This is a genomic window from Streptomyces sp. NPDC017676, from assembly GCF_044329325.1.
In the GTDB taxonomy this organism is placed as follows: domain Bacteria; phylum Actinomycetota; class Actinomycetes; order Streptomycetales; family Streptomycetaceae; genus Streptomyces.
The window spans coordinates 172029-186773 of record NZ_JBIRJA010000003.1; the positions used below are offsets into that span (position 1 = coordinate 172029).

Annotated in this window: 12 protein-coding genes and 1 tRNA gene; 4 read left to right on the forward strand and 9 right to left on the reverse strand. The window is 72.1% G+C overall.

Annotated elements, in window-relative coordinates; all coding sequences use genetic code 11:
* Nucleotides 1–140 precede the first annotated feature (140 nt).
* A complete protein-coding gene (locus tag ACH4LD_RS08410) occupies nt 141–2345 on the reverse strand; it encodes an MMPL family transporter (RefSeq protein ID WP_398055451.1) in 2205 nt (734 codons plus the stop codon).
* 102 nt (nt 2346–2447) lie between these two features.
* Nucleotides 2448–3050, reverse strand: a complete 603-nt coding sequence (locus ACH4LD_RS08415; RefSeq protein WP_398055452.1) for a TetR/AcrR family transcriptional regulator — start codon at nt 3048–3050, stop codon at nt 2448–2450.
* 180 nt (nt 3051–3230) lie between these two features.
* Here ACH4LD_RS08415 and ACH4LD_RS08420 point away from each other — a divergent pair, with 180 nt between their 5' ends.
* Nucleotides 3231–6503, forward strand: a complete 3273-nt coding sequence (locus ACH4LD_RS08420; RefSeq protein WP_398055453.1) for a S41 family peptidase — start codon at nt 3231–3233, stop codon at nt 6501–6503.
* Nucleotides 6504–6671: 168 nt separating this feature from the next.
* Here the strand turns inward: ACH4LD_RS08420 and ACH4LD_RS08425 are convergent, their stop codons facing one another.
* From ACH4LD_RS08425 to ACH4LD_RS08440, 4 genes are all read right to left on the reverse strand, one after another.
* Entirely contained in the window at nt 6672–6896 is a 225-nt protein-coding gene (locus ACH4LD_RS08425) for a hypothetical protein (protein WP_103809884.1), read from the reverse strand.
* Between the two features lie 89 nt (nt 6897–6985).
* Nucleotides 6986–7870, reverse strand: a complete 885-nt coding sequence (locus ACH4LD_RS08430) for an SDR family oxidoreductase (RefSeq protein ID WP_132785275.1) — start codon at nt 7868–7870, stop codon at nt 6986–6988.
* Entirely contained in the window at nt 7867–8820 is a 954-nt protein-coding gene (locus ACH4LD_RS08435) for an alpha/beta fold hydrolase (protein ID WP_398055454.1), read from the reverse strand. The genes ACH4LD_RS08430 and ACH4LD_RS08435 overlap by 4 nt, the downstream gene beginning before the upstream one ends.
* The gene (locus ACH4LD_RS08440) at nt 8817–10346 is read right to left on the reverse strand and encodes a flavin-containing monooxygenase (protein WP_398055455.1); all 1530 of its coding nucleotides are present in this window, start codon (nt 10344–10346) and stop codon (nt 8817–8819) included. The genes ACH4LD_RS08435 and ACH4LD_RS08440 overlap by 4 nt, the downstream gene beginning before the upstream one ends.
* 178 nt (nt 10347–10524) lie before the next feature.
* On the opposite strand from ACH4LD_RS08440, the gene ACH4LD_RS08445 reads away from it, so the two are divergent.
* On the forward strand, nt 10525–11145 hold the full coding sequence (locus ACH4LD_RS08445; RefSeq protein ID WP_398055660.1) for a MerR family transcriptional regulator: 621 nt from the start codon (nt 10525–10527) through the stop codon (nt 11143–11145).
* 32 nt (nt 11146–11177) lie between these two features.
* Here the strand turns inward: ACH4LD_RS08445 and ACH4LD_RS08450 are convergent, their stop codons facing one another.
* Entirely contained in the window at nt 11178–11981 is an 804-nt protein-coding gene (locus ACH4LD_RS08450; protein ID WP_398055456.1) for an exodeoxyribonuclease III, read from the reverse strand.
* 82 nt (nt 11982–12063) lie between these two features.
* Here ACH4LD_RS08450 and ACH4LD_RS08455 point away from each other — a divergent pair, with 82 nt between their 5' ends.
* Both ACH4LD_RS08455 and ACH4LD_RS08460 read left to right on the forward strand, forming a co-directional pair.
* Nucleotides 12064–12540, forward strand: coding sequence for a GNAT family N-acetyltransferase (locus tag ACH4LD_RS08455; protein ID WP_103809879.1), 477 nt, complete (start codon nt 12064–12066; stop codon nt 12538–12540).
* A 76-nt stretch (nt 12541–12616) separates the two neighbouring features.
* Nucleotides 12617–13039, forward strand: a complete 423-nt coding sequence (locus tag ACH4LD_RS08460; protein ID WP_398055457.1) for a hypothetical protein — start codon at nt 12617–12619, stop codon at nt 13037–13039.
* 172 nt (nt 13040–13211) lie between these two features.
* Here ACH4LD_RS08460 and ACH4LD_RS08465 read toward each other — a convergent pair.
* A tRNA-Ala gene (locus ACH4LD_RS08465) sits at nt 13212–13285 on the reverse strand.
* 91 nt (nt 13286–13376) lie between these two features.
* Entirely contained in the window at nt 13377–14621 is a 1245-nt protein-coding gene (gene glpR, locus ACH4LD_RS08470) for a gephyrin-like molybdotransferase receptor GlpR (protein ID WP_398055458.1), read from the reverse strand.
* Nucleotides 14622–14745: the final 124 nt, after the last annotated feature.

Here is a 14745-nt window from a genome sequence, read left to right on the forward strand (position 1 = left end):
AGCGGGTCGCCGCGTGCCGGACGAAACGCATTCCGGCCGGGCGGGCGCCGGGCGGTGACGGTGACAGCAGAAAGCCGGTGAGGGTGCAGCCCCGTCCCCACGGGCACCCTCACCGGCGGCTCTGTGTCAGGAGCGGTACGTCAGGCGCGTACCAGCTCCTTCTCCTCCTCGGGGTCGGTGCGGGCGCGCAGGCCCTCGCCCTCCACGTCCACGTTGGGCAGCGCGCGGTCCAGCCACTTCGGCAGCCACCAGGCCCGCTTGCCGAGCAGGGCGAGGACCGCCGGGACGATGGCCATGCGGACGAGGAACGCGTCGAAGAAGACGGCGATGGCGAGGCCGAAGCCGATCATCTTGACCATCGACTCGCTGGAGCCGATGAAGCCGGAGAAGACGGCCATCATGATGACGGCGGCGGCGGTCACGACCCGGGCGCCGTGCTTGAAGCCCGTCACCACCGCCTGGCTGGGCTTCTCGCCGTGGACGTACGCCTCCCGCATGCGGGTCACGAGGAAGACCTCGTAGTCCATCGCGAGGCCGAAGACGACGCCCACCATGAAGATCGGCATCATCGACATGACCGGGCCGGTCTCCTCGACGTTCATCAGGTCCGACAGCCAGCCCCACTGGAAGACCGCGACCACGGCGCCGAGGGCCGCCATCACGCTGAGCAGGAAGCCGAGCGCCGCCTTCAGCGGGACCAGGATCGAGCGGAAGACCACGATCAGCAGGAGGAAGGCCAGGCCGACCACCAGGGCCAGATAGGGCAGGAGCGCGTCGTTCAGCTTCTGCGAGACGTCGATGTTCATCGCCGTCGAGCCGGTGACCAGGACCTTGGAGTCGGTCTCCCGGGCGATGTCCGCGCCCTTGTCGCGGATGGCGTGCACCAGGTCCTCGGTGGTGGTCGAGGACGGCTTGGAGTCGGGGACGACCGTGATCGTCGCGGTGTCGCCGGCCTTGTTGGGCGTGGCCGGGGTGACGGTGACGACGTCCTTCAGGCCCTTGATCTCGTCGCCGACCTCGGCGAACGCGGCCTTGGGGTCGGCGCTGTCCTTGGCGTCGACGACGATCATCAGCGGGCCGTTGAAGCCGGGACCGAAGCCCTCGGAGAGCAGGTCGTAGGCGCGGCGCTGGGTGGTGGAGGTCGGCTGGGAGCCGTCGTCGGGCAGGCCCAGTTCCAGAGAGGCGGCCGGGATCGCCGCCGCGCCGAGGCCGAGCACACCGAGCAGCAGGACGGCGACCGGGCGGCGGACGACGAAGCTGGCCCAGCGGGTGCCCATGTTGGGGCGGCCCGGCTTCTCCGGCGTACGGCCGCCGCCGAGCAGCTTGCTCTTCTGGCCGGCCGGCTTGATCCTGCGGCCGGCGTAGCCGAGCAGTGCCGGGATCATGGTCAGCGCGATGAGGACGGCGATGGCGACCGTGCCCGCCGCGGCGATGCCCATCTTCGTCAGCATCGGGATGTTGACGACGGACAGGCCGACCAGGGCGATGACGACGGTGAGGCCGGCGAAGACGACCGCCGAGCCCGCCGTGCCGACGGCGCGTCCGGCCGCGTCCTCGCGCTCGCGGCCCTCGGCGAGTTCGGCGCGGTAGCGGGAGACGATGAAGAGGGCGTAGTCGATGCCGACGGCGAGGCCGATCATCGAGGCGAGGGTGGAGGTGGTGGAGCCCAGGTCCAGGGCGCTGGCGAGCGCGGTGATCGCCGACACGCCGATGCCGACCCCGATGATGGCGGTGAGCAGCGGGAACCCGGCCGCGAGCAGCGAGCCGAAGGTGATGACCAGGACGACCGCGGCGACCGCGATGCCGATGATCTCGCTGGAGCCGGTCTCGGGGGTCGCGCTCAGCGCGTCACCGCCGATCTCGACGGTGAGGCCGGCGTCCCGTGCGTCCTGAGCCGCGTCCTTCAGGGCGTCCTTCGAGGAGTCCTCCAGCTCCATGCCGGAGACGTCGTACTTCACCGAGGCGTAGGCGATGGTGCCGTTCTTGCTGACGGCGTGCCCGGTGTAGGGGTCGGCGACGGAGGCGACCTCGGAGCCGCTGCGCAGCTCCTTGACGGTCTTCTCGACGGTCGCCTTGTTGACGGCGTCCGTCATCTTCTCGCCCTTGGGGGCCTTGAAGACGACCCGGGCGGTGGCGCCGTCGGCGCTCATCCCGGGGAAGCGCTGTTCCAGCAGGTCGAAGGCCTTCTGGGCCTCGGTACCGGGGATGGAGAAGGACGTGTTGCCGGCGGCCGGCGCGGAGGCGGCGCCCACCCCGGCGAGGGTGAGCAGCGCGACCCATATGAGGGCGACGAAGTGCCGTCGCCGGAAGGCGAGGCGGCCGAGTTTGTAGAGGAACGTGGCCACGGAGGCGTACTCCCGGTCAGTCGTTGGGTTCAGCTGGGCAGGGATGATCAGCCCGACGACGTGAGCGGTGACGTCAGGTGGTGGGCTTGCTGGGGAAGAGCGTCAGCTCGCGGTGACGCCGAAGGCGGGGAGGACCACGGCGTCGATGTACGAGAGGAGGAAGTCCTGCGTCGGCGGCTGCTCGTCGATCATGGTGCGGGCGGCGAACGCGCCGATCATCATGTGCATCGCGAATCTGATCGCGGGGTTGTCCGCACGGATCTCGCCCCGGTCGACCGCCCGTTGCAGCACGCGGCGGAACTCCGCCATCTCCGGCTCGATGAGGTGCTCCCGGAACGCCTTGAGAAGGTCCGGGTTGCCGTGCACCGCCATGGCCAGGCCCCGCATCAGCGCGGAGCTCTGTTCCATCTCGCAGTCGTCCGCACGCAGGGTGAGCGCGTGCAGGTCGCCCTTGAGGGAGCCGGTGTCGACGTCGCCGACCCGGCCCGGCTTGTTGTGACGCACGGCCTTGGCCACCAGTTCGGCCTTGCCGCCCCACTGGCGGTAGAGCGTGGCCTTGCTGGACCGGGTGCGGGCGGCCACGGCGTCCATGGTGAGGGCGTCGTAGCCGACCTCGCGGAGCAGGTCGAGCACGGCCTCGTACAGCTCGGCCTCTCGCTCGGGCGTGATCCGGCTACGACGTGTCGCCGCGACTGCTTCGGTCATGCCCGTCACCTTCCCGCTCCGGAGCTTCTTCTTCGTACATCCACGAAGATACCCCGTGCAGCAGCGAAACGAAACCGTTTCGTACGTGTGTTGGGTCACGGAGGTGAAGGGCCCGTAAGGAACGGGGCGGCGCGGACCCCATAAGTTGCCCGCGCCGTGTGACCGGAAAAGCATGGGGAGGTGAGCTATCTGCGCCTTCCCCACCTCAGCGGTGACCTGCTGTGCTTCGTCGCGGAGGACGACCTCTGGCTGGCCCCCCTCGACGCCCCGGGCCGCGCCTGGCGGCTCACCGCGGACCGCACCAAGACCGGCCACCCGCGCTTCTCTCCCGACGGCCGCCGGATCGCCTACACGACCTGGCACAGCCTCGTCCCCGAGATCCACCTCGTCGATGTCGACGGCGGCCCCGGACGCCAGCTGACGTACTGGGGCAGCGCCGACACCCAGGTCTGCGGCTGGACCCCGGACGGCGACATCCTGGCCGTGGCCTCCCACGGCCAGCCCTTCTCCCACTTCACCTGGGCCTACAAGGTCCCCGCCGACGGCGACCCGGGCGGGCGGCTGCCCTGGGGCCCGGTCGCCGACATCCAGTGCGCCGACCTCGCCGGCGAACACAGGACCCTGCTGCTCACCGGCACCCCGCCGCACGAACCGGCCTCCTGGAAGCGGTACCGCGGCGGCGCCATGGGCCGCCTGTGGCTGCACGGGCAGCGCCTGCTGCCGGACCTCGAAGGCCATCTGGCCTCCCCCATGTTCGTCGCCGGCCGGATCGCCTTCCTCTCCGACCACGAGGGCGTCGGCAACCTCTACTCCTGCGCCTACGACGGCACCGACCTGCGCCGGCACACCGACCACGACGCCTTCTACGCCCGGCACGCCGCCGGCGACGGCGACCGGGTGGTCTACCAGTGCGCGGGCGACCTGTGGCTGGTGGACGACTTCTCGCCGGGCGGCGTGCCGCGCAAGCTCGACATCCGGCTCGCCGGACCGCGCACCGGCCGCCGCCGCTACCAGGTGCCGGCCGCACAGAACATCGACGGCATCTCCGTGGACGAGACCGGCCGGGCCAGCGCGGTCGTCGTCCGCGGCAGCCTGTACTGGCTCACCCACCGCGACGGCCCCGCCCGTACGATCACCGACACGCCCGGCGTCCGGGTACGGCTGCCGGAGATGCTGGGCTCCACCGGGCAGGTCGCGTACGTCACCGACGCCGAGGGCGAGGACGCCGTCGAGATCGCCCAGCTGCCCCGCGCCACCGGCGACCGCGCGCCCCGGCGACTGGCCTCCGGCGCGCTGGGCCGGGTCCTGGAGATCGCCTGCGACCCCGAGGGCGAGCGCCTGGCCGTGGCCTCGCACGACGGGCGGCTGCTGCTGATCGACGTGCCGGAGGAGGGAGCGGCGGCGGAGCCGGAGGAAGGGGCGGCCGGGGCGGGCACCGGGATCACCGAGCTGATCCGGTCCGTCAACGGCCCCGTCCGCGACCTCGCCTTCTCCCCCGACGGCTCCTGGCTCACCTGGTCGCACCCCGGCGTCGGCCGCTCCCTGCGCAAGATCAAGCTGGCCCGCATCAAGGACCGGCTGGTCGTGGACGTGACGAACGGCCGCTTCGAGGACGAGAACCCGGTCTTCACCCGCGACGGCCGCTACCTCGCCTTCCTGTCCTGGCGCGGCTTCGACCCGGTCTACGACGTGCACACCGGCGACCTGTCCTTCCCGCTCGGCTGCCGCCCGTACCTGGTCCCGCTCTCCTCGGCGACCCCCTCCCCGTTCGCCCTGAGCCCCGAGGGCCGCCCGGCCGCCGGCGGGCTCGACCCGCTGGAGGACGAGGAGACCGGCGAGGCCGGCACGGTGACGGTCGAGGTGGAGGGGCTGGCGGACCGGGTCACCCCGTTCCCGGTGATCGCCTCCAAGTACTCCGGGCTGTACCCGGTCGCGGGCGGCGGTCTGGTCTGGCTGCGCTGGCCGATCTCCGGCGCGCTCGGCGAGACCTTCGTCAATCCCGCCGACATCAGCGGACGCCCGACCCTGGAGTACTTCAACATCGCCAAGGCGAAGAAGTCCGAACTCGTCGACCACCTCGACTGGTTCACGGTGAGCGGCGACGGCACCCGGCTGGTCGTCGTGGACGAGGGCGACCTGCGGGCGGTGCCGTCGACGGAGGTCGGCGACGCGGACTCGACCGTCTGGATCGACGTACGCCGCATCCTGCACCAGGCCGACCCGCCCGCCGAATGGCGCCAGGCCTACGACGAGGCGGGCCGTCTGATCCGCGCCTACTTCTGGGAGCCGGGCATGTGCGGCATCGACTGGGGCGCGGTGCTGGACCAGTACCGTCCGCTGGTCGAACGGGTCGCGTCCCCCGACGAGTTCGCCGACCTGCTCCGCGAGGTCCTCGGTGAGCTGGGCACCTCGCACGCCTACGTCACCGCCGCCCGCCGCAACGAGGGCCCGCCGCACTACCAGCGCTGGCAGGGCCTCCTCGGCGCCAACTTCGTCCGCCGGGACGGCCGCTGGGTGGTCAAGCGCATCCTGTCCGGCGACTCCTCCGACTCCAAGGCCCGCTCACCGCTGGCCGGCACGGGCATCCGCGAGGGCGCCGTGCTCACCCATGTCGACGGCCGCCCGGTGCACCCGGTGACGGGCCCGTATCCGCTGCTGGCCGGCTCGGGCGGTACGACGGTGGAGCTGACGTTCATCCCGTCCGAGGACGAGACCGGGCACACCCGCCGGGTCGCGGTCGTCCCGCTCGTCGACGAGCGGCCGCTGCGCTACCAGGACTGGGTGGCCAAACGCCGCGAGGTCGTCCGCGAGTTGAGCGGCGGCAAGTGCGGCTACCTGCACATCCCCGACATGGGCGGCTCCGGCTGGGCCCAGTTCAACCGCGACCTGCGCATGGAGGTGTCGCGGCCCGCGCTGATCGTGGACGTGCGCGGCAACGCGGGCGGGCACATCAGCGAACTCGTCATCGAGAAGCTGACCCGGACGATCCTGGGCTGGGACCTGACCCGGGACGCGGAACCGGTGTCGTACACCTCGAACGCCCCGCGCGGGCCCGTGGTCGCCCTGGCCGACGAGGCGACGTCCTCCGACGGCGACATGATCACCGCCGCCTTCAAGCTGCTGAAGCTCGGCCCGGTCGTCGGCCAGCGCACCTGGGGCGGAGTGGTCGGCATGACCGGCCGGCACCGCCTCGGCGACGGCACGGTCATCACCGTGCCGATGAACGCGGCCTGGTTCGACGCCTACGGCTGGTCCGTGGAGAACCACGGCGTCGCCCCCGACCTGGAGATCCTGCGCACCCCCCTGGACTGGGCGGAGGGCCGCCACGCCCAGCTCGCCGACGCGGTCGAACTCGCCCTGGAGCTCCTGGAGTCCAACCCGGCGGCGATCCCCCCGACCTACAGCGACGTCCCGAACAGGTCCCGCCCGAAACTGCCTCCGAGGGCGACTTGACGCCAGGGGACGCGCCAAGGGACGTGCTGCTCGGGGGCGCGGGGAACTGCGCGACAAGCCGCGACGCCCCGGCAGCCGACGCCACCACCGAACCACCCCGGAGGCCAACGCAGGGTGCCCTCCCGTAAGAAGGGCACCCCACGTCAACAGGCCGAGGCCGAGCAGCGGTCAGGCGTCGTAGTCCCGGTCGAACCGGTCCTCCATCTGCTGCTCCGTGTCCTCGATGTCACGGTGGTTCTGACCGCCCCGCTCCGGCGGCTGCTGGCCCTGACGGCCCTGCTGCTGGCCCTGGCGGCCCTGCTGCGGACCGCGCTGGCCGGCCTTCTCGCGGCCCTGGTCCATCTTCTCCTTGGCCTGGCGGGACTTCTCCTGGAACTGGTCCTTCATACCCATGTGGGTTCACTCCCGTGATGAGTGGGGGTCCGGCCCCGTCGGTGGGGCCTCGACCAGATTCACACGGGCGAACACGCCCTGCATGTCGATCAGTTACGGTGCGTAGCGCGGGCCGCCTCGTCAGCCGCCCCACCTGCGCCGACGAGCCCGGAACGCATGCCCTTCAGGCGGGGCGCGAACCGCTTCATCTCGCGCTGCCCGACCGTCCCGATGAGCCCCGGCAGATATCCGCGCACGCCCTGCATGCCGCGCAGCCACCACTGCCCGTACACGTGCGCCGAGCGCCGCTCGATGCCTTCCACGAGCCGGTCCACGGCGGGACCCAGCGGGTAGGTCTTGTTGGACGGCCACGGCAGCCGCTGCCGCAGCTCCCGCATGACGTCGTCCTGGTCGGCGCCGCGCACCATGTCGGTGTCGGTCCAGGACAGATACCCGACGCCGACGCGGACGCCCTGGTAGCCGACCTCGGCGCGCAGACTGTGCGCGTACGCCTCCACGCCCGACTTCGACGCGCAGTACGCCGTCATCATCGGCGCGGGTGTGATCGCCGCCAGCGAGGCGATCTGGAGCAGATAGCCGCGGCTCTCCACGAGCACCGGCAGGAACGCCCGCGCGGTCACCGCCGAACCGATGAGGTTCACCTCGATCACCCGCCGCCACGCCTGCGGATCGGAGTCGGCGAACGGACCGCCCGTCGCCACACCGGCGTTGGCGACCACGATGTCGACCTTCCCGAACCGCGCCTTCACCTCCTCGGCGACCCGGCTCATCGTCTCGTGGTCGGTGACGTCGGCGTACCAGTGGGCGCTGTCGCTGTGCAGCCGCCCGGAGACCTCCTTCAGCGCCTCCTCCTCCAGCCCGACCAGCGCCACCTTCGCGCCGCGCGCGGACAGTTTGCGCGCCAGCAGCTCACCGACGCCGCGCGCCGCTCCCGTGACGACGGCGACCTGCCCTTCGAGGCTGACCCTGCTCATGCGCCCTCCTTGATCTGCGCGGGGGTGGAACCGTGCTCGGGGACAGCCCCCGTGACATACGTGCCGACGAGTTCCCGGATGCGGGCGGTCACCGGCTCCGGGACCTCGACCGGGGTCATGTGGCCGACGCCGGGCAGCTCGGTGAGGCCGACGCAGTGCGGCAGCGCGGCGACCAGCGCCCGGGCGTGCACCGGAGGCGTGAGCCGGTCGGACGCGCCGTGCAGCACCGCGGTGGGCACGCTCAACCGCCGTACGCCGTGGTCGAGATCGAGCGCGGCGAGAACGGCCGACCACGCGTGGCGCGCGGCGCGCGGGCAGGCGTGCACGATCCGCGCGCACGCCTCCACCATGTGCGGGCCGGAACCGGCGCCCATCGTGGCGTACTTGAGGATGCTCCGCGCGACCGGTGTGACCGGCCCGAGGGGCGCGCGGGAACCGAGCACGCGCCCGGTGATCCAGGTGCGCACGCGCCCCGCGGGCAACGGCACCACGCGCGCCTGCGCGACCAGCCGCGAACTCCCCGTGCTGCACAGCAGGACGGCGGCGGCGTGGTCCCGGAAGCGGGGGCGCTCGGCCGCGGCCATGACCGTCATCCCGCCCATGGAGTGACCGACGACGAGCGCCTTCTCCCCGGGCCTCAGCGTCTGTGCGAGCACCGCTTCGAGATCGTCCGCCAGCGCCTCGGTGGTGCAGGCGGGGTTCGCGGGACTGCGCCCGTGCCCCCTCTGGTCGTAGGCGATCACCCGGTGGTCGGCGGCCAGGTCCCGTATCTGGGCCGCCCAGAACGCCGTCGAGCAGGTCCAGCCGTGGGCGAGGACGACCGGTGGCGCGTCCTCGGGGCCGTGCACCTCGACGTGCAGCCGCGCGCCGTCGGCGGAGACGGCGGTGAGGGTACGGGCCGGGGCGGGCGGGGCGTAGGGGCCGGAGGTGACGTGGACGCTCCGGCTCATGCGGCGGCCCCGCTCTTCCGGCCGGCCGGCCCGGCGCCAGGGCCGGACACCGCCGCGGGCCTGCGCAGGACGTCGTACTCCGCGAGGTCCACCCGCCGGGTGGCGCGCCGGAACTCGGTCGTCGTACCGGGCCAGATGGTGGTGTTGCGGCCGCTCGCGTCCAGGTACCAGCTGGTGCAGCCGCCGGTGCTCCACACGGTCCGCTTCATGCGCTCCTGCACCCTGTCGTTCCAGGCGTCGACGGCGGCGGGCCGGGCGTCGAGGGCGGTACGGCCGCCCAGGACGTCGAGCTGGCGCAGATAGTCCGCCATGTAGTTGAGCTGGGACTCGATCATGAGGATCATGGAGGAGTTCCCGAGGCCGGTGTTGGGGCCGATGATCGTCATCCAGTTCGGGAACCCGGCCGCCGAGGCGCCGCGCAGCGCCCGCATGCCGTTCTTCCAGGACTCCGCGAGCGTGATGCCCTCCGCGCCGACCACGCGCTCGGCGATGGGCATGTCCGTGACGTGGAAGCCGGTGCTGAAGACGATCGCGTCGACCTCGGCCTCGGTGCCGTCGGCCGCGACGAGCGTGGACCCGCGGATCTTGCTCAGCCCGCTGGCGACGACGTCCACGTTCGGCCTGGCCAGCGCCGGGTAGTACGCGCTGGACAGCAGGATCCGCTTGCAGCCGATGCGGTAGTCCGGGGTGAGCTTGGCGCGCAGGGCCGGGTCCTTGATCGCGCGGGCCATGTTCCGCTTGGCGAGCTGTTCGACCAGGCCGAGCTCGTCCGGGCGCTTCGTGAACGCCTGCACCTGCAGCTCCCGGATGCCCCACAGCAGTCCGCGCCGGACCTGGGCGGTGACGGGCAGCCGGCGGTGCAGCCAGCGCTCGGCGCCGCTGATGGCGCGGTCGACGCGGGGCAGCACCCAGGGCGGGGTGCGCTGGAAGAGGGTGAGGCGGCCGACCTGCGACTGGATGGCGGGGACGATCTGGATGGCGGAGGCACCGGTGCCGACCACGGCGACCCGCTTGCCGCGCAGGTCGTAGTCGTGGTCCCAGCGGGCGGAGTGGAACACCTTGCCCGGGAAGGATTCCAGGCCGGGGACGTCGGGGACCTTCGGGTCGGACAGCGGACCGGTGGCGGAGACGACGACATCGGCGGTCAGCGTGCCGCGCGTGGTCTCGATGGTCCACCGCAGGTGCTCGTCGTCCCAGGTCATCAGCTTGACCTCGGAGTCGAGACGGAGGTGCGGGCGCAGCCCGAAGAGATCGGTGACGTGCTCCAGATAGGCGCGGATGTGCCGCTGCCCGGAGAAGGTGCGCGGCCAGTCCGGGTGGGGCGCGAAGGAGAAGGAGTACAGGTGCGAGGGCACGTCACAGGCGCACCCCGGGTAACTGTTGTCCCGCCAGGTGCCCCCGACGCTGTCCGCCCGCTCCAGGACGACGAAGTCGGTGATTCCCTCGCGGCGCAGCCGCACGGCGGCCCCCAGCCCGCCGAACCCGGACCCGATCACCGCCACCCGTACATGCTCGTGCTCGGCCATCCCGAAGCCTCCACGCATCGCCTAGGAACTCTGCCAGTGAACACTGGCGCAATGGGACTGTAGAGCAGCCGCCTACTGAGCGGTAGGGGGCGGGCGAAGGAAAGTTACCGGCGGTACACCATAGGCTGCGGTCGTGGCAGAGGACGCGGAACACCCCACGGTCAGGCGCGAGTACCGCATGGAGGAACTGGCCCGGCAGGCGGGCATCACCGTGCGCACCCTTCGCTTCTACCGCGAACGCAAGCTCATAGGGCCGCCCCGCCGCGAGGGCCGTATCGCCTGGTACGACGACCACCACCTGGCCCGGCTGCGCACCATCGCGGCACTCCTGGAGCGCGGCCACACCCTGAACGGCATCGCGGAACTCGCGGACGCCCTCGACCAGGGCCGCGATGTCGCCGACCTGCTCGGCGTCGGCACCCCCACCGAGGAGGAGCCGGTCCGCCTCACCCCCGAGGAACTCGCCGCCCGCTTCGAGGGCGAGGTCACCCCCGAGAACCTGGCCGCCGCCCTGGAGCTGGGCTACCTCGGCACCGACGGCGACGAGATCGTCCACATCAGCCGGCGCCTGCTGGACGTCTCCTCCGCGCTGGTCCGCGAGGGCATCCCGCTCGCCGAGGTCCTGACGGCCGGCGCCCGCGTCCGCGAGCACGCCGACGCACTGGCCGAACTCTTCACCGACCTGATCCTGCGCCACGGCCCCGAGGAGGACCTGCGCCGCCTGCGCCCGCTGGCGCGCAGCGTGGTGGAGGCGGAACTCTCACTGGCGCTGGACCGGCGGCTGAACAAGCGGGACTGACCGGACGAGCGGTGCCGGCCGGACGAGCGGGCCTACAGGTCGTAGACGACCGTGACCGGCGCGTGGTCCGACCAGCGCTCGGCGTGCGTGGCCGCGCGCTCGACGAATCCCTTGACCGCCTTGCCGGCGAGGCCGGGCGTGGCGGCGTGGTAGTCGATGCGCCAGCCTGAATCGTTGTCGAAAGCCCGCCCCCGGTACGACCACCAGGTGTACGGCCCCTCCGCGTCCGGGTGCAGGGCGCGGACGACGTCGACGTAGCCGCCGTCCTGGGGGGCCAAGACGCGGTCGAGCCAGTCCCGTTCCTCGGGGAGGAAGCCGGAGTTCTTGGTGTTGCCGCGCCAGTTCTTGAGGTCTGCCTGGCGGTGGGCGATGTTCCAGTCGCCGCAGACCAGGACCTCGCGCCCGTCGGCGGCGGCCCGTTCGCGCAGCTCCTTCAGATGGGCCAGGAACTCGCCCATGAAGCGGACCTTCTCGTCCTGCCGCTCGGTGCCGACCTCGCCGGAGGGCAGGTAGAGGGAGGCGACGGTGACACCGGGCAGCTCGGCCTCGACGTACCGCCCGCTGCCGTCGAACTCGGCGGAGCCGAAGCCGACCCGCACCCGGTCCGGCTCGCGCCGGGTGTAGAGGGAGACGCCCGCGCGGCCCTTGGCGGCGGCCGGGGCGTGCACGACGTGCCAGCCGTCGGGCCGGCCGGCCTCCTCGGGCAACTGGTGCGGCTCGGCGCGCACCTCCTGGAGGCAGACGACGTCCGCGTCCGTCCCGGCGAGCCATTCCACGAAGCCCTTCTTCGCGGCGGCCCGCAGCCCGTTCACGTTCACCGAGGTCACAGTCAGCACCCGGGCACGATACCGGCACACTGGTCGGGGTCCGCAAAATCCGGGGGACCTCCGCCGACTGCATAGAAGTACGATACCCAGCATGAATATCCGCCGTGTTCGCTTCGATCACCCCGACGCCGTCAAGCTCAATGACGAGGTCCAGGAGGAATACCACCAGCGCTACGGCGACGGGGGCGATGCAACGGTCCTGGACGCCGCCGACTTCGACCCGCCCCGGGGCGTGTACCTGATCGCGTACGACGAGCGCGACCGCCCCGTGGCCACCGGCGGCTGGCGCAGCCAGGACCGCAACGAGGAGGGCAACGAGGACGGCGACGCGGAACTGAAGCGGATGTTCGTCGTCGCGGAGATGCGCGGCCGGGGCCTGGCCCGCCGCATGCTCGCGGCCCTGGAGGAGGACGCCCGCATGGCCGGCCGGGTCCGCATGGTCCTGGAGACGGGCACCAAGCAGCCGGAGGCCATCGCCCTGTACACCTCCAGCGGCTATGAGCCGTGCGCGAAGTTCGGCTACTACCGGCACCACGAGGAGAGCCTCTGCTACGCCAAGCGGCTCTGACCCCGGGGCGGTGAAGCCGCTGCCCCACGCCGCCGAGGCGGCTGTTCACGTCGCTTGAGCGGCTATCTTGGCGCCGGTGAGCAGCCAGCGCGTATACGCCGATCGCTTCCTTGGCGACTTCCGGGAGCTGGACCATGGCCGCCCGGGTGGGCCTTCCTTGGCCGCCTCGCTGCGGAGTGAAGGTGATCCGCACGAGGAGGACCTCGTGCGCCACCTACGTGCCGGGGCGCTGCTCGCCGCGAGCGGAGCAGCCGTCCGCGACGTTCTGAGCCCGACGAACGAGCTGATAGGCGGCCTTCACCTGCTCACGGATGGCGAGTGGTTCTGGCACACGGACCTCGCCCATTACGTCGAGCGGTACCACGTGCCGGTGGATGACCGTTTCGTCGAGCACGCACGCCTCCGCGGATGGTCCCCACCGCAACTGAGCGAGGCAGAGTTGATCCGGCTCGCAGACGCCTTCCTGGCCGGCATCGGGGAGCCTGGCGTCGAAGAGTGAGAGCAGGGTGATCATGATCACTCGCGCCGAAGCGGCTGCCGCCTGTCGTGCCGAAGCAGCTCCCGCCTCTCGGGCGGGGGCGAAGCGACGACGGGTGCGGTTGCTGTGCTTCGCTGCATCGCGACATGTCAAAGCCCCGGTCGGGAGATCCCTACCGGGGCTTTGAGCTGCGTGGACCTGAGGGGATTTGAACCCCTGGCCCCCTCGATGCGAACGAGGTGCGCTACCGGACTGCGCCACAGGCCCTTGCAACGAGTGAAACTTTAGCATCCCGATCGGGGTGCTTGGAAATCCGCTCCCTGACTGGTCAGGGCGGGGGTTTCCGGGGTGACCCGGGTCACTCGTTGGCCGCGCGCGGGCGGTCGCCGTCCTCGTACTGGTCGAAGAGCGGCGTGCGTCCGCGTTCCCGTGCCCGGCGGGCGGCGGCCGCGGCGGAAGCCCCGCCGCGCGAGCGGGTCCGGGCGTGGGGGCGGCCGTCCGCGGCCTTGTCCCCCTTCTTCTGCCCGGCCGCCGCCTCCGGATCGCGCGCCCCGCTCTCCGGCGCGTGGCCCGCCTCCTGCTCCGGCACGACCGCGCTGGACCGCGCCGAGCTCCAGGTGTCGGGCGCGCCGAGATCCACGTCGGAGGTGGCGCGCGGGGCGACGGGCGCGGTCACGTACGTCGGCAGCGGGACCGGCACCGGGTCCCAGCTGTCCCCGTGGCCGGGCCGCCGCTGCCGCTCGCGCTGCTGGTCGACCCACTCGGCGTGGTCGGTCTGCTCGACGAGGGCGCGCCGGTCGGCGGCGAGCGCGGACAGGCCGGTGCCGGTCTCGGTGGTCTGGCCCTCCTCCGGCTCCTCGGCGCCCGGTTCGGTGTCGAGGGACGCGCGCCGGCGTGGCTGGCGCTCGCGCAGGCGCTGGGCGGCGGCTTCGGCACGGCGCCGGTCCATCTGGTAGGCGAACCGGCGGCGCTCCTGCGCCCGCAGATAGGCGATGTACGCGCTGAGCAGCACGGCGGGCGCGCCGGGCACCCAGAGGAAGGCGAGGCCGCCGACGGCGGCGACGATCGCGCCGAGTGTGAAGGCGAGGAAGAGCACCACGGTGGTGCGCCGACGGCGCGCGAGTACCTTCGTGCGCCGGGCGCGTGCCGCGGCGGACTGCGCCGAGGGCACGCTCCGTGCTGCCGGTTCACGCTGCTGGGCCGGTGGGGTGCCGGACGCGGGCACGGGCTCGGGGGCGGGCCGGGACGCCGGGACGGAGGCGTGATCGCTCGCCGCTTCGGTGCCGCCGGGCGCCTCGGGCGCGTCCTCCGCGGCCACCTGACGGCGGGTCGGAGGCACGGCGAAGGCCCGGACGTCCACCGAGTCGGTGACGGCGTCCGGATCGACGGCGTCCGGCTCCCCCTCCTGGGCGGAGCGCGCCCGCAGGTCCCTGGCGTACCGGCGCTCCATACCCGCCCGTCCGGACAGCAGCCGGATGGCGGTGCTGAAGCGTTCCGTCGGACGGGCCTCGTTCAGCTCGTCCTGCCTACGGAGCCACATCGGCACCAAGTAGGCGGCCCAGGCCCCGACAATGACTGCGTAGATGAGGCCGCTGCTGCTCACGCTCACACCGTAGAGGGGTTTGCGTGAGGCCATCCGCCAATTGGGCCGGTGTGTCGCACGATCTGGCTCATATTTCCAGCATTTTTTGCGACCCTTGCGATCAGCGGACCACCGCAGCCGGGAA

Excerpts from the sequence above, each read along its gene's own strand:
- ACH4LD_RS08445 (WP_398055660.1), top strand. The coding sequence starts at position 10,525 with ATGGAGGAACTGGCCCGGCAGGCGGGCATCACCGTGCGCACCCTTCGC.
- ACH4LD_RS08455 (WP_103809879.1), top strand. The coding sequence starts at position 12,064 with ATGAATATCCGCCGTGTTCGCTTCGATCACCCCGACGCCGTCAAGCTC.
- ACH4LD_RS08415 (WP_398055452.1), bottom strand. The coding sequence starts at position 3,050 with ATGACCGAAGCAGTCGCGGCGACACGTCGTAGCCGGATCACGCCCGAG.
- ACH4LD_RS08430 (WP_132785275.1), bottom strand. The coding sequence starts at position 7,870 with ATGAGCAGGGTCAGCCTCGAAGGGCAGGTCGCCGTCGTCACGGGAGCG.
- ACH4LD_RS08435 (WP_398055454.1), bottom strand. The coding sequence starts at position 8,820 with ATGAGCCGGAGCGTCCACGTCACCTCCGGCCCCTACGCCCCGCCCGCC.
- ACH4LD_RS08425 (WP_103809884.1), bottom strand. The coding sequence starts at position 6,896 with ATGGGTATGAAGGACCAGTTCCAGGAGAAGTCCCGCCAGGCCAAGGAG.
- ACH4LD_RS08440 (WP_398055455.1), bottom strand. The coding sequence starts at position 10,346 with ATGGCCGAGCACGAGCATGTACGGGTGGCGGTGATCGGGTCCGGGTTC.